The sequence below is a fragment of the Streptomyces sp. F001 genome (assembly GCF_004187715.1).
Taxonomy (GTDB): domain Bacteria; phylum Actinomycetota; class Actinomycetes; order Streptomycetales; family Streptomycetaceae; genus Streptomyces; species Streptomyces flavusporus.
In genome coordinates this window covers 204,972-222,415 of the sequence record NZ_QZWF01000003.1, presented here as the reverse complement: position 1 = coordinate 222,415, position 17,444 = coordinate 204,972, and the positions used below count along the sequence as shown (strand labels likewise).

General features: G+C 70.2%; 17 protein-coding genes, 2 tRNA genes, 1 pseudogene and 1 riboswitch. Of the genes and pseudogenes, 11 read left to right on the top strand and 9 right to left on the bottom strand.

From position 1 onward, the window contains the following. Positions 1–73: 73 nt before the first annotated feature. A tRNA-Lys gene (locus tag StrepF001_RS14200) sits at positions 74–146 on the top strand. A gap of 199 nt (positions 147–345) precedes the next feature. On the opposite strand, the gene StrepF001_RS14195 is transcribed toward StrepF001_RS14200, so the two are convergent. From StrepF001_RS14195 to StrepF001_RS14180, 5 genes are all read right to left on the bottom strand, one after another. Beyond that, positions 346–924: a hypothetical protein gene (locus tag StrepF001_RS14195; RefSeq protein ID WP_129798614.1), complete on the bottom strand. Its 579-nt coding sequence runs from the start codon at positions 922–924 to the stop codon at positions 346–348. Between the two features lie 111 nt (positions 925–1,035). Next, positions 1,036–1,164, bottom strand: a complete 129-nt coding sequence (locus tag StrepF001_RS49520) for a hypothetical protein (RefSeq protein ID WP_276322822.1) — start codon at positions 1,162–1,164, stop codon at positions 1,036–1,038. 16 nt (positions 1,165–1,180) lie between these two features. After that, positions 1,181–1,699 (bottom strand): hypothetical protein, encoded by a 519-nt coding sequence (locus StrepF001_RS14190; RefSeq protein ID WP_240797502.1) that lies wholly within the window; start codon positions 1,697–1,699, stop codon positions 1,181–1,183. A 201-nt stretch (positions 1,700–1,900) separates the two neighbouring features. Beyond that, entirely contained in the window at positions 1,901–2,137 is a 237-nt protein-coding gene (locus StrepF001_RS14185; protein ID WP_129798613.1) for a hypothetical protein, read from the bottom strand. A gap of 2 nt (positions 2,138–2,139) precedes the next feature. Beyond that, entirely contained in the window at positions 2,140–2,517 is a 378-nt protein-coding gene (locus StrepF001_RS14180; RefSeq protein ID WP_129798612.1) for a DUF6415 family natural product biosynthesis protein, read from the bottom strand. Positions 2,518–2,752: 235 nt separating this feature from the next. Here StrepF001_RS14180 and StrepF001_RS14175 point away from each other — a divergent pair, with 235 nt between their 5' ends. The 3 genes from StrepF001_RS14175 to StrepF001_RS14165 are packed head-to-tail and all read left to right on the top strand — an operon-like array spanning position 2,753 to position 4,355. Next, on the top strand, positions 2,753–3,004 hold the full coding sequence (locus StrepF001_RS14175) for a hypothetical protein (protein WP_129798611.1): 252 nt from the start codon (positions 2,753–2,755) through the stop codon (positions 3,002–3,004). Continuing rightward, positions 2,979–3,494: a DUF6879 family protein gene (locus tag StrepF001_RS14170; protein WP_129798610.1), complete on the top strand. Its 516-nt coding sequence runs from the start codon at positions 2,979–2,981 to the stop codon at positions 3,492–3,494. Before StrepF001_RS14175 ends, StrepF001_RS14170 begins: the two co-directional genes overlap by 26 nt. A gap of 6 nt (positions 3,495–3,500) precedes the next feature. Then, positions 3,501–4,355, top strand: coding sequence for a helix-turn-helix transcriptional regulator (locus tag StrepF001_RS14165; RefSeq protein WP_129798609.1), 855 nt, complete (start codon positions 3,501–3,503; stop codon positions 4,353–4,355). 215 nt (positions 4,356–4,570) lie between these two features. On the opposite strand, the gene StrepF001_RS14155 is transcribed toward StrepF001_RS14165, so the two are convergent. Beyond that, complete coding sequence (locus StrepF001_RS14155) at positions 4,571–6,574, bottom strand: SpoIIE family protein phosphatase (RefSeq protein ID WP_240797501.1); 2,004 nt, start codon at positions 6,572–6,574, stop codon at positions 4,571–4,573. Positions 6,575–6,744: 170 nt separating this feature from the next. Between StrepF001_RS14155 and StrepF001_RS14150 the strand changes: the two genes are divergently transcribed. Together StrepF001_RS14150 and StrepF001_RS14145 are read left to right on the top strand one after the other, a co-directional pair. Then, complete coding sequence (locus tag StrepF001_RS14150; RefSeq protein WP_129798608.1) at positions 6,745–8,202, top strand: basic amino acid/polyamine antiporter; 1,458 nt, start codon at positions 6,745–6,747, stop codon at positions 8,200–8,202. A 55-nt stretch (positions 8,203–8,257) separates the two neighbouring features. After that, positions 8,258–9,520 carry an arginine deiminase gene (locus StrepF001_RS14145; RefSeq protein ID WP_129798607.1) on the top strand — a complete coding sequence of 421 codons (1,263 nt, stop codon included), beginning with the start codon at positions 8,258–8,260 and terminating at the stop codon, positions 9,518–9,520. Between the two features lie 19 nt (positions 9,521–9,539). On the opposite strand, the gene StrepF001_RS14140 is transcribed toward StrepF001_RS14145, so the two are convergent. Beyond that, positions 9,540–10,670, bottom strand: a complete 1,131-nt coding sequence (locus StrepF001_RS14140; RefSeq protein WP_129798606.1) for a dihydrofolate reductase family protein — start codon at positions 10,668–10,670, stop codon at positions 9,540–9,542. A gap of 82 nt (positions 10,671–10,752) precedes the next feature. On the opposite strand from StrepF001_RS14140, the gene StrepF001_RS14135 reads away from it, so the two are divergent. From StrepF001_RS14135 to StrepF001_RS14115, 5 genes are all read left to right on the top strand, one after another. Continuing rightward, positions 10,753–11,265, top strand: coding sequence for a MarR family transcriptional regulator (locus tag StrepF001_RS14135; RefSeq protein WP_129798605.1), 513 nt, complete (start codon positions 10,753–10,755; stop codon positions 11,263–11,265). Between the two features lie 122 nt (positions 11,266–11,387). Then, positions 11,388–12,023: a GTP cyclohydrolase II gene (ribA, locus tag StrepF001_RS14130; RefSeq protein WP_129798604.1), complete on the top strand. Its 636-nt coding sequence runs from the start codon at positions 11,388–11,390 to the stop codon at positions 12,021–12,023. A 74-nt stretch (positions 12,024–12,097) separates the two neighbouring features. Continuing rightward, positions 12,098–12,171, top strand: a tRNA-Met gene (locus StrepF001_RS14125). A gap of 201 nt (positions 12,172–12,372) precedes the next feature. Further along, positions 12,373–13,578 (top strand): PP2C family protein-serine/threonine phosphatase, encoded by a 1,206-nt coding sequence (locus StrepF001_RS14120; protein WP_129798603.1) that lies wholly within the window; start codon positions 12,373–12,375, stop codon positions 13,576–13,578. A gap of 192 nt (positions 13,579–13,770) precedes the next feature. Then, positions 13,771–13,928, top strand: a riboswitch (cyclic di-AMP (ydaO/yuaA leader). An 11-nt stretch (positions 13,929–13,939) separates the two neighbouring features. After that, entirely contained in the window at positions 13,940–14,986 is a 1,047-nt protein-coding gene (locus StrepF001_RS14115) for a M23 family metallopeptidase (protein ID WP_129798602.1), read from the top strand. A 123-nt stretch (positions 14,987–15,109) separates the two neighbouring features. Here StrepF001_RS14115 and StrepF001_RS14110 read toward each other — a convergent pair whose 3' ends face one another. Together StrepF001_RS14110 and trmB are read right to left on the bottom strand one after the other, a co-directional pair. Beyond that, the gene (locus StrepF001_RS14110) at positions 15,110–16,435 is read right to left on the bottom strand and encodes a PrsW family intramembrane metalloprotease (RefSeq protein ID WP_129798601.1); all 1,326 of its coding nucleotides are present in this window, start codon (positions 16,433–16,435) and stop codon (positions 15,110–15,112) included. Positions 16,436–16,484: 49 nt separating this feature from the next. After that, a pseudogene (gene trmB / locus StrepF001_RS14105) lies at positions 16,485–17,324 on the bottom strand (tRNA (guanosine(46)-N7)-methyltransferase TrmB); the annotation flags it as partial. Positions 17,325–17,444 lie beyond the last annotated feature (120 nt).

The following is a 17,444-nucleotide window of genomic DNA, read 5'->3' as shown; positions in this document are numbered from 1 at the left end:
ACGAGGCCGTGTCCCGGATACCCGATCGGCGACGCGGCCTCGTCCGGCTATGCTCGGGTAGGCAACATCGCCTGGGCCGTTAGCTCAATTGGCAGAGCAGTGGACTTTTAATCCATTGGTTGTGGGTTCGAGTCCCACACGGCCTACCCAACGATCAGCCCTTCACCTGCGACGGAAGCCGTGGGTGAGGGGCTGATTCGCGTTATGAGGCCTCTGGAAGATCGTTAGCTCGCCCGATGCTCGCCCGAAGTGCAGACGATCATGAGTCCGGAGCGCCCGGCTGCCCCAGCGGCGGCGCAGGCAGCGGCAACCCCAATCTGTGACTGTGACGCCACTGATCCCTGGTCACGTTGCGTAGTCATGAAATGGGGGATGCAGCTGACTTGCGCTGGTGATACCGGGCCTACTGAGGATCTCGCGTGCGCACCAGATCAGGTCGGAGACGGCAAAGCCGGTCCGCGCGAAGCCGTCCTCGAATGCTTCTGGCAGTGACCATCTCCCGTCGGTCTCGAGCAGCACGTCCGGATGCAGCGACTCGACGGTGCGGAGCAGGTTCCGCAGGACCAATCCGGTATAGCGATCGATGTCCTCGGGCCCTTCGATCTCCACCGCGATGCGGGCTGCCCGGACTTCCGTCATCCGTTCGGTCAGGCGCGTGTATGTCTCCAAGGCGCGGTAAGGGGTGAGTTGCCCTTCGAGCGCGTCACGCCGGAACCGGAAGATGTCCTCCTGGACATCCTGGGCTATCAGGATGAGCTTTGCGTAGGCGTCGCGTCTGCTCTGGCGGTGCCACTGCTCTTGAGTGGCTCGGGCCCCCTTGGCGGCTGTTACACGCGGGGCAACGACCGCACTGCCACCGCCCACGACAGCACCGATGATGCCCGCCCTTGCCCCGATAATGGCGGCCGCTGTCTCACTGTCCACGACGCAGCATTGTGTCCAACGGGAAATGGAGAGGCCCCAGCCGGGTCGGGGGACCTGGCTGGGGCCGCGGGCCCGGTCAGGACGCGAGCGCCCCGCCAGTGTTACTGCGGATCAGGCCTTGGGCGGGATGAGGAATCCCCTCACAGGCCTCGGCTCCTGCGGGGCGCGGGATTCCGGCTGCTGCGCGCGCTTCCACGCCGCGACCAGTTCCGCGTACCGCGGGTCGATCCACTCGGACATGTGCCACCTCCGGCACTCAGGCTACGGGTGGCTGGGGCTTCGGCATGGGCCGGATCGTGCATTCCGGCGCGTGCTGGCACTTCGCCGCCACGGACACGAGCGTCTCGTCGGACGGCGGCCCCCACAGCTCCGAGTCCGGAAACCAGCCCAGTTCGGTGATCTTCTCGCGGGTTCGGTCCAGGATCGGCGGGTCGTAGTTCGTGGGGTCGTAGCCGGGGTAGTGGTGCACGAAACTGCCGAGAGACTCGCAGAGCTCGGCGTACATGGCGGTGTGCAGGATCAGCGCGTGCCAGCCCTCGTCGACGATCCGCGACGGGGCCAGACCGACGCCGGGGTTCTTCGTGCAGGCCGCCACGAACTTCAGGCCCTCCTCGACGATGCGGCCGGCCATCTCCTCGGACATGTTCGGGTTGGCGTCCAGGACGGTACCCCGACAGCTGGTGAACTGCCGGTCGGTGATGAGGAGTCGCGGGATAGCAGGGACCGGACCGGGCTTGGGGCCCGGGTCAGGTCCAGGGTTCGGAGGTACGCTCACTGCTGATCTCCTTCGCTGGTTGCGGATGGGGATGGCCCGCCCCGGCCGGGAGTTCTTGGTCGGATTCACCGGCCGGGGCGGGAGTCTGGGGGGAGCGCGCGCGGCGCTGCGAAATCTGCAGCGGGAGCGATGAGCCCTGACGATGCTGCGACCCCAGCCGGGTCGGGGGTACCAGCTGAGACCGCGGTTTGCGTCCGCCTCTCAGCGGTCGGGGGAACGGCGGGCCTGTCGCCATTCCTCTCCGAGTCGTTCGCCGCGCTCACATGCGGTCTCGTCTGTCTTGCAGACCCGGCAGGAGAGGACGTGGATCGACCAGCGTCGGAAGGCCAGCTGCGCGGGGCTCCAGCTCTCTTTGGGCTTGTCGGTGACGACGACCTTCTGCCTGTGGGGTGAGGCACCTCGGCCCTCCTGCCACTGCCACTGGATGCGGGACCCCATCGTCAGCTCCCCCTCAGGTTCTCGTAGTGGTCGCACAGGGCGTTCACCGACCGGGCGAGCCGCTGAGCGTGGGCGATGCCGGCGGGCAGGGTGCGGCCTGGTTCCAGGTTCAGGCGCATGCGGGCCTCGCCGACGCAGGCCAGCGCGCAAGCCCGCGGGATGTCGTCCTCGGGCAGCCCCGCGGCGGCCGTCTCGACTTCCGGGACGGCGAGCATGATGTGCCCGCGCAGTTGGAGAGTGAGTGTCTCCAGTTCATCGGGCATGGGCGGCTCGGCGTCGTCGGCGAGAAGGCGCCGCGCGCTGCCGCGCATTGTCGCGATGTCGACGGGCAGAGCGGTCGCCTCTGCCGTGCCGGTCGGGCGGGTGGTAGAAGCGGTCACCGTCGGCGCTCCTCAGCAGCGTTGGCCGCGCCCCGGGAGGCCTCCACCTCGCCGGGGTCTTCACGTACCTGCCGACGCTAGGAAGCCCTCTGTCTTGCACGCCATGAAGTTGCACAGAATTGCACGGCAGTTCAGGGCCGAAGGGCATGACTGATAGGCGTTCTTGACCGTGTGACCGGTGGATACGACGATTATGTAAATCGCTGCAACCGACTAGCGCGGGAGGCCAGCCAGCATGAACATTCACTTCGTCGGGATCGATCCCGAGACGGACGAGGACGGATGCCCAACCGTGTGGGTGGACAGGGATACAGCAGACCTGCTGATCCAGAGCTACCAGGCAGACCAGGAGACGACCGCAACATGCGACGCACTGTCTCCCGCACGGGCGCCGATCCCTCCCGGCGAGACAGTCATCAGGATCCCGGCCCGGATGGTCCCGATCATCAGAAAGGCGTGCGATGAGCTCGATCCCGGAGTTCGGTGAACTCCTCGCCGGCGCCGAGAAATCGGCCGTCCACCTCGAGATGCGGGACGTCTACTACAGCAACCCGCGCTTCGAGGGCTGGCAGCAGGGCCAGCGCGTCAACTGGGCCGACCGCGCCTCATGGTGGCGGCCCTTCCATCAGGACATCGCGGACGCCGTCGCCCGCGGCGTGACTGTGCGTCGGGCCCGCGTCGTGTCCGAGCCGGTGACCGACTACATCCGCTGGGAGCACTACCAGACCCGCGCCAACGTCGAGGCGGGCGAGCAGGTGCGGTGGCTGTCGCGGCGCCAGGCGTGGGATCTGCTGCTGCCGGGCAGCGACTTCTGGGTCTTCGACGGGGCTCTGATGCGCGTTCACCACTTCTCCGGTGATGGCGACTGGCTCGACAAAGAACTGTGCGACGACCCGACCCTGGTCGAGCGTCACGCGGCCGCGTTCGAGAAGATCTGGGAGCGAGCCGTTCCGCACGAGATGTACGAGATCAAGTAACCAGCCATGCCTCCTTTCCCCACGTCCAGCGTGCAGCAAGCGCGCGCAGCTCTCGCAGCACGATTGCGGGAGCTGCGCCTGGACGCGGGCATCACCGGCAAGGAACTCGCCCGCCGCTGCGGCTGGTCCGTCGCCAAGTCGTCCCGCATCGAGAACGCCGTCACACCTCCGTCTGACGAGGACATCCGCTCCTGGTGCACCGCGTGCGGCGCCGAGGGCCAGGCGGCGGACCTGATCGCGGCCAACCGGCAGGCCGACTCCATGTACGTCCAGTGGAAGCGGCTCCAGCGCACGGGCATGAAGCAGCTGCAGGAGGCGTCCACGCCCCTGTACGAGCGCACCCGTCTGTTCCGCGTGTACGCCTCCCACGTGATCCCTGGCTACCTGCAGACGCCTGGATACGCGGCCGCCCTCATGGGCACCATCGCGGGCTTCCGCAGCACCCCCGACGACGTGAGCGAAGCCGTCGAGGCCCGCATGCGTCGCTCCCGCGTCGTCCATGAAGGTGACCACCGGTTTGCGACGCTCCTCGAGGAGAACGTCCTGCACCACCGCGTTGGCGACACGGACGTGATGGCTGGCCAGCTGGGCAGTCTCCTCGCCGCGATGGCGCTGCCGTCCATGTCGCTGGGAATCATCCCCGCCGCGGTGGCCCGGGAACAGGTCATGTGGCCGCTGGAGCAGTTCACGGTCTTCGACGAGGCGCGGATCCATGTCGAGCTGCTCGCGGCGAAGGTGACTGTCACGGCCCCCGGTGAACTGGATATCTACCTGCGGGCGTTCGCGCGGTTGACGGAGCTGGCGGTGTACGGGGCGGAGGCGCGCACCCTGATCCTCAAGGCCATCGAGGCGCTCCGCTGACCCCCCATGACGCAATGCCCCTACACAGCCGTCATGACCGTGCAGGGGCGTCGTATGTGCGGGCTCGTCCTGGGCTCCTGGTCATGGCTCGGACTGGCCGCCACCATCGGTGGCTTGGACGCCGACCTCCAGGTCACGGGCCGACCGGCATCGAAAATGCCTTCGCGCAGCCGGCCCGCCGCTGCACCGACGCCGCGACCGACGGACCACCAAGGTCACCACGCCACGTCTCTCGCCGTGAGCGGCTGCTCAGTCCAGAGGATTTTTCCGGTCGGGGTGTAGCGGGTGCCCCAGCGGGCGGCGAGCTGGGAGACGATGAACAGGCCCCGGCCGCCCTCGTCCACCGTGCGGGCATGGCGCAGATGCGGTGCCGCGGCGCCGGTGTCGTGGATTTCGCAGGTCAGGGTGTCGGTGCTGATCAGGCGCAGGAGGACGGGGGGTGTGCCGTAGCGGACGGCGTTGGTGAGCAGTTCGCTGACGATCAGTTCGGTCGCGTATGACGTGGTCTCGTCGACGTGCCAGGCGGCAAGGTGTTCGCGGGTGAAGGTACGGGCCTGCGCCGGGCTCGTCGGGTCGTGGGGCAGTTCGACGGCGGCCGCGTGGTCGGTCGGGAGGGTGCCTGTGCGGGCGAGCAGGAGGACGGCACCGTCGGGGTCGCGGTCCGCGGGGAGGGCGTAGACCGCTGCGTCGCACAGATCCCGAAGCGGGCGGCCGGGATGCACGACGGCCCGGCGTACGGGGTCGGACGGGTCGGCGTCCTCCGGCCCGAAGGCTCCGGTGCGGAAGGCGAGCACGCTGCCCTCGTCGAGCGGGACCGTGGTGGCGGCGAACGGGACGGGCTCGCCCGCGCCCAGGGCGGGACCGTCCGGCAGGTCGGGGAGGAAGGTGTGGTCGTCGGGGCGGATGACCAGGGGGGAGAGGTTTCCGGCGCGAGCGAGCGTGCAGGTGCGCGTGAACGGGTCGTAGACGCCGTACAGGCAGTCGGCCGTGAGGGGCTTGTGGTGCGCGGCGTCGGCGGCCGGGAACTCGGTGCGCTCCGTGGCCAGCCGGGTGACGGTGTCGTCGAGGCGGGCCAGCAGCTCGTCCGGATCGAGGTCGAGGACGGCGAGGGCGTTGATGGCCATGCGCAACTGCCCCATGGTGGCGGCGGTTTCGATGCCGTGGCCCGCCACGCTCCCGACGACGAGTGCGGTGCGCGCACCGGGCAGGGCGATGGCGTCGAACCAGCATCCGCTGTTGCTGCCCGGCACGTGCACATGGGCGGTCTCCAGGGCCGGAGGGCTCGGCACCCGATGGGGCAGCAGGCGGCGCTGCACGGCCGACGCGATGGTGTGATCGCGCTCGTAGCGGCGGGCGTTGTCCAGGCTGAGCGCGGCGTGCGCGGCGAGGTCGGTGGCGACGGTGACGTCCCGCTCGTCGTACGGCTCGGATCCGTGCAGGCGGTACAGGCTGACCAGCCCGAGCACCGCACCCTGCAGCGTCAGCGGAACGGTGAGCAGACTGCGGGCGCCGGTCGTCTCGATCATCAGGGCCTGCGCGGGGTCGGCGGACAGCCACTCGGCGGCGTCGCCCAGGTCGGCCAGCCGGGGCAGGAGGTCGGAAAGGGAGCGTGCCTGCGGTGTGCGGTGGGGCGTGCTGCGCACGTCCCCCTCCGGCCGGGGTGGCGTGGTGTCCGGCCCGCGCGCGGCCGCGCAGCGGAGCGGGACGTCATGCCTCAGCGGGGCGGGACGCGGCTCCTCCCCGCGCAGGACGTCGTCCACGATGTCCACCACGGCGATGTCGGCGAACCCCGGCACCAGGGCCTGAGCGAGCTGTCGGCAGGTGACCGTGACATCGAGGCTCCGCCCGACGGCCGCCCGGACCTCGGCCGGCGCCGCCTCCCGCCGCCGGGTCCGGTCGCGCTCGGTGACGTCCTGCACGGCGACGATCAGGCCTCGGAAGTCGGCGCCGAGATCGTCGAGACCGTCGAGGCGGTGTGCGGACAGGCCGTACGTCCGGCCGGAGGGCGACCCGTCGGCCCGGTGGTACGCATGCTCCAGCAGCAGCGGTGACGAGTCGCCCAGCGCCTTCCGCAGCTCCCGCTCGACCTCACCCGCCTGCTCGTCGTACGCCGCACTGGTCCACCGCACCCGCAGGTCCTCGTCCAGGACGTACCAGGTGGCGGGGGCAGCGGAGCGGGCGATCCCGGGTCTGCGAAGTCCGGCACGCGCTCTCACCACCTCGCCTCCACGATCCGCCACCGGCTGGACCACCGCATCCGGAAGATGCCACCGACGAGGGTGCCTCGGTGAGCACGGGCACGCCCTGGTGAGCAGTAACAAAAAGTGCAGCACTGGAGGAAATACCGGACGGTTGTCATTGTTCGCACCGCTGTCCGAGTAGGTGACGCATGACCGAGGCCGAGACCGCTCGGGGCGCCGACGCCTCGCCGCGCCCGGCCAAGTTGTCCCTTCCCACGCTGACCGCGATGGTCGTCGGCTCGATGGTGGGCGCCGGAGTGTTCTCCCTGCCCAGCCGCTTCGCCGAGGAGACCGGCGTCGCGGGAGCGCTCATCGCCTGGTCGATCGCGGGCGTCGGCATGCTGATGCTCGCCCTGGTCTTCCAGACGCTCGCGGTCCGGCGTCCCGACCTGGACGCGGGGGTGTACGCCTACGCCAAGGCGGGCTTCGGCGAGTACCTGGGTTTCTTCTCCGCCTTCGGGTACTGGGCGAGCGCCTGTGTGGGCAACGTGACGTACTGGGTGCTGATCATGTCGACCGTGGGCGCCGTGGTGCCCGCCCTCGGTGAGGGCGACACGGTCCTGGCGTTGGTGCTCTCGTCCATCGGTCTGTGGGGGTTCTTCCTGCTGATCCGCCGTGGGGTCAAGGAGGCCGCGGCGATCAACCGGATCGTGACGGTGGCCAAGGTCGTCCCCATCCTGGTCTTCATCGTCCTGGCGCTCTTCTACTTCAAGGCGGACGTCTTCGCGGAGAACTTCGCCGGCGCGGACTACGCCGGCTCGCTGTTCAGCCAGGTCCGCGGGACGATGCTGGCCACGGTGTTCGTGTTCCTCGGTGTGGAGGGCGCGAGCGTGTACTCACGGCACGCCAAGCGCCGGGAGGACGTCGGACGGGCGACGATCCTCGGGTTCCTGAGCGTCTTCGCCGTCTTCGCGTCGGTGACCATCGTGTCGTACGGAATCATGCCGATGAGCGAGATCGCCGAGCTGCGCCAGCCGTCCATGGCCGGCGTCCTGGAGCACGCGGTCGGCACGTGGGGCAAGGTCTTCGTGAGCGTCGGGCTGATCGTCTCCGTGCTCGGCGCCTATCTGGCATGGACGTTGATGGCCGCGGAGGTGCTGTTCGTCGCGGCCAAGGACGACGACATGCCGCGGTTCCTGCGCCGCGCCACGCCCGCCGACGTGCCCGTGCCTGCGCTGCTGATGTCCTCGCTGCTGTCCCAAGTGGTGCTGGTCGTCACGCTGTTCTCCGAGGATGCCTTCAACTTCGCGCTCAACCTGACCAGTTCGCTCTCCCTGATTCCCTACCTGCTCGCGGCCGCCTTCGCCGCGAAGATCGCATGGCCGCGCCGGCCGCCCGAGGCCGGCCCGCGGCGCGGCCGCACCGGCGAGCTGGCCGTCGGCGTTCTGGCCACCGTCTACACGGCCTTCCTGCTGTTCGCGGCGGGGCTGAAGTTCGTCCTGGTGTCCTTCATCCTCTACGCCCCGGCCACGGTGCTGTTCGTCATGGCGCGCCGCGAGCAGAACAGACGCCTCTTCTCGCCGCGGGAAGTCGTCATCCTCATCGTCTCGGTGGCCGGAGCAGTGATGGGCCTCGTCGCACTGGCAGCGGGCTGGATCCACCTCTGACCCGGCCCCGGCACATCGGCTTCCAGAAAGGCATCAGCTTCCAGAAAGGCACGACATGACAGCCCAGCACACCCCGTCCCAGCCCGCGTACGGCGTTCACTCGGAGGTCGGCAGACTGCGCAAGGTGCTGGTCTGCGCGCCCGGGCTGGCCCATCGCAGGCTCACCCCGACCAACTCCGACGACCTGCTCTTCGACGACGTCATGTGGGTGGAGAACGCCCAACGCGACCACGCCGATTTCGTCAGCGAGCTCCGCGAACGGGGCGTCGACGTCGTCGAACTGCACGACCTGCTCACCGACACCATGGCGATCCCCGAGGCGAAGGCGTGGCTCCTGGACCGCAAGATCGTCGCGAACGAGGTGGGCATAGGGCTGATCGACGACACCCGGGCCTTCCTGGAGTCGCTCGAGCCGCGCCGGCTGGCCGAGTATCTGATCGGCGGTCTCGCCACGACCGACCTGCCCGACGAGTTCCGCTCCGGGTATGTGGCTCTGGCCCGCGAGTCGGCCGGTGTCCGCGAGTACCTGATGCCGCCGCTGCCCAACACGCTCTACACCCGGGACACCACCTGCTGGCTCTACGGCGGCCTGACCCTCAACCCGCTGTACTGGCCCGCCCGGCACGACGAGACGCTGCTGATGAAGGCGCTCTACACCTTCCACCCCGACTTCGCGGGTTCCACCGTCTGGTGGGGCGACCCCGAACTCGACTGGGGCCAGGCCACGTTCGAGGGCGGCGACATCATGCCGGTCGGCAACGGCGTCGTCCTGATGGGCATGAGCGAGCGCACCTCACGGCAGGCGATCACCCAGGTGGCCAAGGCCCTGTTCGAGGGCGGCGCCGCCGAGCAGGTGATCGTCGCGGGCATGCCCAAACTGCGCTCCGCGATGCACCTCGACACCGTCTTCACCTTCGCCGACCGCGACCTCGTCACCCTCTACCCGCGCATCATGGAGGCGGTGCACACGTTCTCGCTGCGGCCCGGCGACAGGGCCCCCGGCCTCGAGATCACCGACGAGGAGCCCCGTGCGTTCGTCGACGTCGTCGCCGAGGCACTCGGCCTGCCCCGGCTGCGGGTGGTGGAGACCGGCGGAGACGTGTACGCCTCCGAGCGCCAGCAGTGGGACAGCGGCAACAACGCCGTCGCCCTGGAACCGGGTGTGGTGTTCACGTACGACCGCAACACCCAGACCAACGCGCTGCTGCGGCAGGCCGGCGTCGAGGTGATCACCATCGTGGGCGCCGAACTCGGCCGCGGACGGGGCGGCGGACACTGCATGACGTGTCCGATCATCCGTGAGCCGGTCGACTTCTGAGGTGCTGCGGATCAGGGCGTCAGCCCAGCAAGTGCCCGTTCGGAGTCTTCGCCGCCCCCTCGTACTCCGGCAGCACCACCACATCCACGCCCGCCCGGGCCAGCGCCCCGCTCCCGTCGGCCCCGGCGACGAACGTGTCCGGCTCCCGCCAGGCCGTCACCACCCGCCGTACCCCGGCGTCGAGGATCAACCGCGCACACGGCCGCGGCCGTGAGGCCCGGCGCACGCAGGGCTCCAGGCTGCTGTACACCGTCGCACCGGCCAGCCTCGGATCGCCGGGGTCGATCTTCGCCAGCGCGGCTTCCTCCGCGTGCACGACCGGATCCCCGGCCTCCCGCGAGTACCCCCGCGCGAGCTCGGTGCCGTCGTCCGCGACCACCACGGCCCCCACGCTGAACGCGGTTTTCGACGGGGGGCACTGCGCGGCCAGTTCACAGGCGAGCGCCAGCCAGTGCCGGTCGGCAGCCGACGGCAGCCCGCCGACGCCCGGTGCGGTGGGCTCGTAGCGCATGAGAACGACGTCACCGATGGCCCGCGTCTCCACCAGGCGCAGCCGCCCGCCCTGATACGGGCCGGGCCCGAAGAGCCGGGGCGCGTCCGGGTCCCCGACGAACAGCGGGGCGAGGACGAGGTGCAGTTCGTCCGCGAGGCCGTCCCGCAGCAGCTGGGTGTGGACGGTGCCGCCCCCCTCGACCATGAGCCGCCGCACTCCCCGTACGTCGTGCAGATGCTCGAGCAGCGCCCGCCAGTCGAGGTCGGGTCCGAGTGCCACGATGTCCGCGGCGAGGTCCGTCGCCCGGAGCCGCCGGGCGCCCTCTGTGGTCGTGTAGACGACCTTCTCCCCGCCCGTGTGCCAGAACTTGGCGGCCGGGTCCAGGTCCCCAGAGCCGCTCACCGTGACCTTCAGCGGATACTCCGGCTTCCCGGCGGCCACGCGGGCGGCGCGCCGCTCGGGCGAGTTGACCAGCAGCCGGGGGTTGTCGGCGCGGATCGTGCCGGCGCCGACCAGGATGGCGTCGACGGATGCCCGTACCTCGTCGACCCGGTCGAAGTCGGCGGGGCTGGAGAGCAGGAGGCGCTCGGGGCCGGTGTCGTCCAGGTAGCCGTCGAGGGAGACGGCGGCGGACAGCAGGACGTGAGGGAAGGGCATCGGCACACCCATCTGGGAAACGGCCGGGACGGCCGGAGACGGCGGGCTTGGTTCAAGTTTTAAGCAAACCTACACTGGTCGTATGACGACTCGCTGGCTCACCCCCGAGGAGCAGCGCGCCTGGCGCGCGTACATCGCGGCCACCCATCTCGTGGAGGACGCGCTCGACCGGCAGCTCCAGCAGGAGGCCGGCATGCCGCATCTGTACTACTCCATCCTGGCCAACCTCTCCGAGACCGACGAGCGCCGGCTGCGTATGACCGACCTCGCGGAACGGCTGAAGATCACGCGCAGTCGGCTGACGTACGCGGTGACCAGGCTGGAGAAGGACGGTCTGGTGCGGCGGGAGGAGTGCCGGTGGGACAAGCGGGGCACCGTCGCGGCTCTGACGGACGAGGGGATGGCCGCCCTGGAGCGTACGGCGCCGGGTCACGTCGAGACGGTCCGTGCCCTGCTCTTCGATCACCTCACCCCGCAGCAGGTGGGCCAGCTGGAGGAGATCTTCACGGGCGTCACGCGGGCCCTCCAGGGTGACGACTCGCAGAGCGCGTCCACCGATGTCCCCTGGCTGCGCCGTTCGTCATCCTGTTCGTGAGCCGCGTCACACATCGCCGGTCCCGCCGCATCCGCGTTGCTTCAAACTTCAAGCATGGGTAGGGTTCCTGATCGAGAGGCTGCTTCAAATCTGAAGCAGCTTGTACGGAATCGGAGGCCCGCATGTCCGACTTCCCCGCCGCCACGCCGCGCGCCCGCGTCCGGGTACCGCTGCGCTTCCACGACGGCTACAGCGTCGACGCCGAACTGGTCACCTTCCACGGCCTGACCGACGGCCAGGAACACGTGGCCGTCGTCCTCGGCGACCCCGGGCCCGTTCCCCTGGTCCGGCTGCACTCCGAGTGCCTGACCGGCGACGTCTTCGGCTCCGCCCGCTGCGACTGCGGCCCCCAGCTGCGCGAGGCGGTCGAGCGCATCGCGGCCCGCGGCGGCGTCCTGCTCTACCTCCGCCAGGAGGGCCGGGGCATCGGCCTCTACAACAAGCTCGACGCATACGCCCTCCAGGACCAGGGCCTGGACACCTACGAGGCGAACACCGCCCTCGGCCTCCCGGAGGACGCCCGCGACTACACCTCGGCGGCCCAGATGCTCCGGGCCCTGTCCGTCACGGACCTGGACCTGCTGTCCAACAACCCCGACAAGGCCGACCAGCTGCGCACGCTGGGCCTCACGGTCCGCGACCGCATCCCGACGGGCGTCTTCACCACCGCCCACAACGTCCGCTACCTGCGCGCCAAGGTCCTGCAGACGCAGCACACCCTCCCGCTCGCTCAGCTGACCGAGCTGAACGCGGGCTGAGCGGCCTGTCGCCGGGCGGCCGCAAACCCTGGCGCGACCGGCCCCGCGGATGGCGTACACTGGAGTCACAACGACGCGGGGTGGAGCAGCTCGGTAGCTCGCTGGGCTCATAACCCAGAGGTCGCAGGTTCAAATCCTGTCCCCGCTACTGAAGGCCTGAGGCCGGAATCCAGTACATGGATTCCGGCCTCAGGCGTTACCGGACATGACCGAGGGTTACCGGCATGTCATCCGGTCGGCCCATCCGGCTCGCCCCCCGCCCCCGCTCCGGAAAACCTGGACGGACGAGGCGGTGCGTGGACGTGCGTGGCGGGAGACAAGGGTGCGGCCTGCGGAGGCTGAAGGAGAGATGCCGTACACCCGACGGGGCGGGCGGTTGCCTGAGGAGAAGGTCCCCGGCCGCGGGCTCGGCGGCGAAGCCGCGCACCTGGAGGCCGGCCGGAGCGAGACACGGCGGATCTCCTACGCACGCACCTTCGTCCGGGCGCTCCCCCCACTGCTGCTCGTCATCGGCGGCGTCTACGACTACGTCACACCCCGCCCCTACACCGCGGCCCCTCTCTTCACCGCCGCACCTCTGGTCGCCGCCCCGCTGCTGTCCCGGCGGGCCACGATCCTCACCGGCATCGCGTCCGTCACCGTCGTGCTCGGGCTGCACATCCGGTACGGCACGGCGTTGCGTGTCGACGCGCTCACCGAGCTCGTCACCGTGACGACGGTCGCCGTGCTGGCCGTGCTCATCAATGTGCTGGTACGCCGCAGCCACGCCCGGCTCGACTCGGCGTGGAAGATCGCCGAGGCCGCCCAACGCGCGGTGCTGCCCGAACCCCTCGGCCGGATCGGCGGCTTCGACATCGTGGCACGCTACGAGGCGGCCCAGGCGGACGCCTTCATCGGCGGCGACCTGTACGCGGTGCAGGACAGCCCGCACGGCGTACGCCTCGTCGTGGGCGACGTACGGGGCAAGGGGATGGGCGCGGTGGGGGCCGTCGCCGTGGTCATCGGGGCGTTCCGGGAGGCCGCCGAGCAGGAGGCGACGCTTCAGGGGGTCGCCGAGCGGCTGGAGCGGGCGCTGACGCGTGAGGCCGCGCGGCGCGACGGCGTCGAGACCGCCGAGGGATTCGCCACCGCCGTACTGGCCGAGCTGCCGCCCGGCGACAGGGTCGTACGGATCCTCAACCGCGGTCATCCGCCGCCGCTGCTGCTGTGTGCCGACGGCACCGTACGTCCGCTGCCCGCCCGCGAACCCGCGCTGCCGCTCGGCATGGGCGATCTGGGCGCCTGGCCGGCCCGTGTGGAGGAGTCCCGCTTTCCGGACGGGACGATGCTGTTGCTGCACACCGACGGCCTGTCCGAGGCCCGCGACGTGCACGGCAGGTTCTACGACCCCGCGGCGCGGCTGGCGGGCCGCACCTTCCGCGGACCCGGCGAGCTGCTCCGCGCCCTGGCCGAAGAAGTGCGCCGGCACTCCGGGGGCGGGATGACCGACGACATGGCTCTGCTCGCCGTACGACGATCGTCACCAGACGTGATCGGACGAACGCCCTCCGCATAACAACTGACACACAGTCAGAAACTGTGATACCCCTGAGGCGCGGTCAACTCGCCCGATTTTCGCCACTCATAGTCCTGTACGTCCGGCCGGAAATCGTTAAAGATCAAGTGGAACCGCTTGGAATTCATGCCCCGCTTCTATTAACGTCCGATAACGCAGCGCGGTCGTCCCAGCCGTCACAAGAGTCGGCTCCGTGCGCACGCGCCGAATCCTGTAAGGGAACCGGGGAACCACTAACTTGGGGTGAATCGGGTGTAGGTCACCGTGGCAACACGGCTGATTTACGCGCGTAGGAGACCTTCCTGCTCCGAACCCGTCAGCTAACCCGGTAGGCGAGAAGGAAGGAAAGGAGTACGCCTACGTGGCGTCCAACCGGCCCGCCCCAGAAGCCCCCTTCGTGCCGGCCCAGCGCTCCGGCGACACCGTCGTCTACGGCGGGCAGCGCACCGACGAGGGTCCCTGGGAGGAGTGGAACCCCACCGCGGAGTCCCTCCGCCCCGTACGCGGCCGGCATCGCGTCTCCAAGCAGCGCGGCGGTGGACTCGCCCGCAGCTCCACGGTTCTCGGCGTCGGCGTCATAGCCGCGGTCGGCGCGGGCGGCATGGCCAGCGCGCAGACCGGCAAGCCGCCGGTGTCGATCTCGATGCCCGACCTGCCGTCCGTGGGCGGGCTCATCTCCGACGACTCCGCCGACTCCGACACCTCCGGCGAGACCGCCACCGCTCCGCTCAGCAGCCTCGGCGTGACCACCGCGGACACCGCCCAGGGCACCACCGACGCCGGTGAGGCGCTGCGCACCCGCATCATCGCCCAGGCCGAGCAGCAGCAGGACCAGGTCGACACCAAGGCCGCCACCGCTGCCAAGGCCGCCGCCGAGAAGGCCGCCGCCGAAGCCGCCGCCAAGGCCGAGAAGGAGGCCGAGGCCAAGGCTGCCGCCGCGAAGGCGAAGGCCGAGGAGGAGGCCCGCCAGAAGGCCGAGGCCGAGCGCCTCGCCCAGCTGGCCAAGCAGTACGCGCTGCCCACCTCCTCGTACACCATCACCTCGAGCTTCGGTCAGGCCGGTGCCCTGTGGTCCTCCGGCTACCACACTGGCCTCGACTTTGCCGCGCCGACGGGCACGCCGCTCAAGGCCGTGCACAGCGGCACGATCACCGAGGCCGGCTGGAACGGGTCGTACGGCTACAAGACCGTCCTCACCCTCGATGACGGCACCGAGATCTGGTACGCCCACCAGTCCTCCATCAACGTCAGCGTCGGCCAGAAGGTCACCACGGGCGAGGTCATCGGGCGCGTGGGCGCCACGGGCAACGTCACCGGGGCCCACCTGCACCTCGAGGTGCACCCCGACGGCGCGGGCAGCGGCATCGACCCGCTGGCCTGGCTGCAGAGCAAGGGCCTCAACCCCTGACATCCGCTCCTTTCGAACCCCGGCGGTCCTGACGGCAACCCCCCGACGTCAGGGCTGCCGGTTCGCGGTGTGTGCGGAACGGCTGTTGCCGGGACCTCACGGCGCCGATCGCTCGGCGCGCCCCTACGACTGGTACGGGTTGTACGCGGGATGCCGTTGGTACGGGGGATACGGCTGGTATGCGGGATACGGCGCCGCCATCGGCCAGGGCGGCACAGCCGGCACCGGCGGAGCCGTCACCCGCGCCGCATACTCCAGCGCCGGCCGCGCCACCTCCCGTCGGCTCCACAGCGCCCGCAGCAGTTCGCCTTCCCGTACGACGAAGTCCGCGCCGGCCCGGCCCCGGCGCCCGCGATGCCGTAGGAACGCCAGCGACGTCGCGTACGCCTCGTACTGCGCCACCGCCCGCGCGGCCGGCTTCCCCAGGTGGTGCCCGGCGTACTCCCTGGCCAGCCGGCGCGCCCGCATCGAGCCCAGCGCGAACGGTATGGCCGGTGCCAGCCAGCCGGCGGCGACATAGGCCGGGAGTTCCTCGCGCACGGTCCGCAGCTCCCGCTGCCGGGTCCAGATCACCAGCCAGGTCAGCAGCCCGAACGCGGGCACCATGAACCCGCCGTACACCGCGAAGAACCCGAAGTTGCCGAAGGTCGCCGAGCCGTTCCAGAACGCGTGCATGCCCATCGCGAGCAGCAGCCCGGCCAGCGGCATCAGCACGCGCCGCAGATACTGGCGCTGCCCGGCGAGCGCCGCGATGCCGAAGCCGATGCCCGTGAGGACGGTGAAGAGGGGGTGCGCGAACGGGGACATGATGACGCGGACGAAGAAGGTCGCCGCCGTGACGGAGGCGATGCCGCTGCCGCCGGTGAGCTGGTCGGTGCCGAAGGCGGTGCCGAGGTAGAGGATGTTCTCGGTGAACGCGAACCCGGTCGCGGTGACCCCGGCGATGACGACACCGTCGACGATCCCGGTGAAGTCCCGGCGGCGGAAGAGGAAGAGCAGGAGTATGGCGGCCGCCTTCGCGGACTCCTCGACGACCGGCGCTATGACGGTGGCGCCCAGGGTGTCCGCGCTCGCCGGATCGGCGGTCGCCGTCGCTATCCATCTCGTCGCGAAGCTGTTGGCGACGATCGCTATCAGCGCCGCCGCGCAGGCGCCCCAGGCGAAGGAGAAGACGAGGTTGCGCCAGGGGCCGGGCTCGACGCGGTCGAGCCAGCGGAAGGCGGCTATGAGGAGCGGTACCGGGAGGACCGCGAGGCCGAGACCGACCAGGAATCCCTCGGTTCCGGTCTGCTCGCGGACGAGGGCGAGGATGACGAGGCCGGAGATCGCGAGCAGGGTGATCAGTGCGCCGTAACGCACCCATGTGCGCTGCCACCAGTGCGGATGCCGCCGCAGTGCGCCGCCGGTGGGAACGCTGGGGTGCGTCAGGTAGGGGGGACTGGTGGCCACGGCATTGACCCTAACGAGGCAGGGGCGCCGCCCGCGAGGGCGCGAGGGCTCAGGCGCCGGTGGAGGACTGGTCGTGGTCCTGCTGGTGGTGCTCTTCGTGCTGTGCGTGCTCTGCGGGGTGCTGCTCGTGCTGTACGCGGCGGAAGAGCAGGTCGTTCACGACATGACCCTTGTCCAGGCCCTGGCCCTCGAAACGGGTGAGCGGGCGGAAGCCGGGGCGTGGCGCGAAACCGCCGTCGGGCTGGGTGTTCTCGAAGGCGGGGTGCGTCGTGAGGACTTCGAGCATCTGCTCGGCGTACGGCTCCCAGTCGGTCGCGCAGTGCACGATCGCCCCCGGCCTGAGCCGGGTCGCGGCCAGCGTGAGGAAGGCCGGCTGGATCAGGCGCCGCTTGTGGTGCCGCTTCTTGGGCCAGGGGTCGGGGAAGTAGACGCGCAGCCCGTCGAGGGAGTCGGGGGAGAGCATCTCGCGCAGCAGGATGATGGCGTCGCCGTTGCCCACCCGGATGTTGGTGAGGCCGGACTGGTCGGCGAGGTTGAGGAGATTGCCCTGGCCCGGCGTGTGGACGTCCACGGCGAGGATGTTGGTGTCCGGGTCGGCGGCGGCCATCCGGGCGGTGGCCTCGCCCATCCCGAACCCGATCTCGAGCACGACGGGGCCCGCGTTGCCGAACAACTCCGTCAGGTCGATGACCCGCTGCCCGTCGATGTCCAGTCCCCACTTGGGCCACAGCCGCTGCAACGCGTCGGCCTGCCCGGCGGTCACCCGGCTCCGCCGCGGCTGAAAACTCCGAATCCGCCGCTCGAAGTGCGACCCCGCAGGATCCGCCTTGGGCCCATCAGGAAACCGCGGCTCCCCCTTCCCCCGCGTACGCCGAACGGAGACACCGGGGGTGGGGTGAGGGCTTCGGGGGTGTGGAGGGAGTCAGACACAGTGGAGTCGATTTTACGCGGCCCGGCGGCTGCGTCGGCCCGTCGGTCCGCGGGCAGCCGCGCCGCCGTCAGCCGCGGG

What these genes read in the sequence shown, in the direction of transcription:
- StrepF001_RS49520 (WP_276322822.1), bottom strand. Translation starts at nt 1,164, where the DNA reads ATGTCCGAGTGGATCGACCCGCGGTACGCGGAACTGGTCGCGGCGTGG.
- StrepF001_RS14185 (WP_129798613.1), bottom strand. Translation starts at nt 2,137, where the DNA reads ATGGGGTCCCGCATCCAGTGGCAGTGGCAGGAGGGCCGAGGTGCCTCA.
- StrepF001_RS14175 (WP_129798611.1), top strand. Translation starts at nt 2,753, where the DNA reads ATGAACATTCACTTCGTCGGGATCGATCCCGAGACGGACGAGGACGGA.
- StrepF001_RS14170 (WP_129798610.1), top strand. Translation starts at nt 2,979, where the DNA reads ATGAGCTCGATCCCGGAGTTCGGTGAACTCCTCGCCGGCGCCGAGAAA.
- StrepF001_RS14165 (WP_129798609.1), top strand. Translation starts at nt 3,501, where the DNA reads ATGCCTCCTTTCCCCACGTCCAGCGTGCAGCAAGCGCGCGCAGCTCTC.
- StrepF001_RS14150 (WP_129798608.1), top strand. Translation starts at nt 6,745, where the DNA reads ATGACCGAGGCCGAGACCGCTCGGGGCGCCGACGCCTCGCCGCGCCCG.
- StrepF001_RS14145 (WP_129798607.1), top strand. Translation starts at nt 8,258, where the DNA reads ATGACAGCCCAGCACACCCCGTCCCAGCCCGCGTACGGCGTTCACTCG.
- StrepF001_RS14140 (WP_129798606.1), bottom strand. Translation starts at nt 10,670, where the DNA reads ATGCCCTTCCCTCACGTCCTGCTGTCCGCCGCCGTCTCCCTCGACGGC.
- StrepF001_RS14135 (WP_129798605.1), top strand. Translation starts at nt 10,753, where the DNA reads ATGACGACTCGCTGGCTCACCCCCGAGGAGCAGCGCGCCTGGCGCGCG.
- ribA (WP_129798604.1), top strand. Translation starts at nt 11,388, where the DNA reads ATGTCCGACTTCCCCGCCGCCACGCCGCGCGCCCGCGTCCGGGTACCG.
- StrepF001_RS14120 (WP_129798603.1), top strand. Translation starts at nt 12,373, where the DNA reads ATGCCGTACACCCGACGGGGCGGGCGGTTGCCTGAGGAGAAGGTCCCC.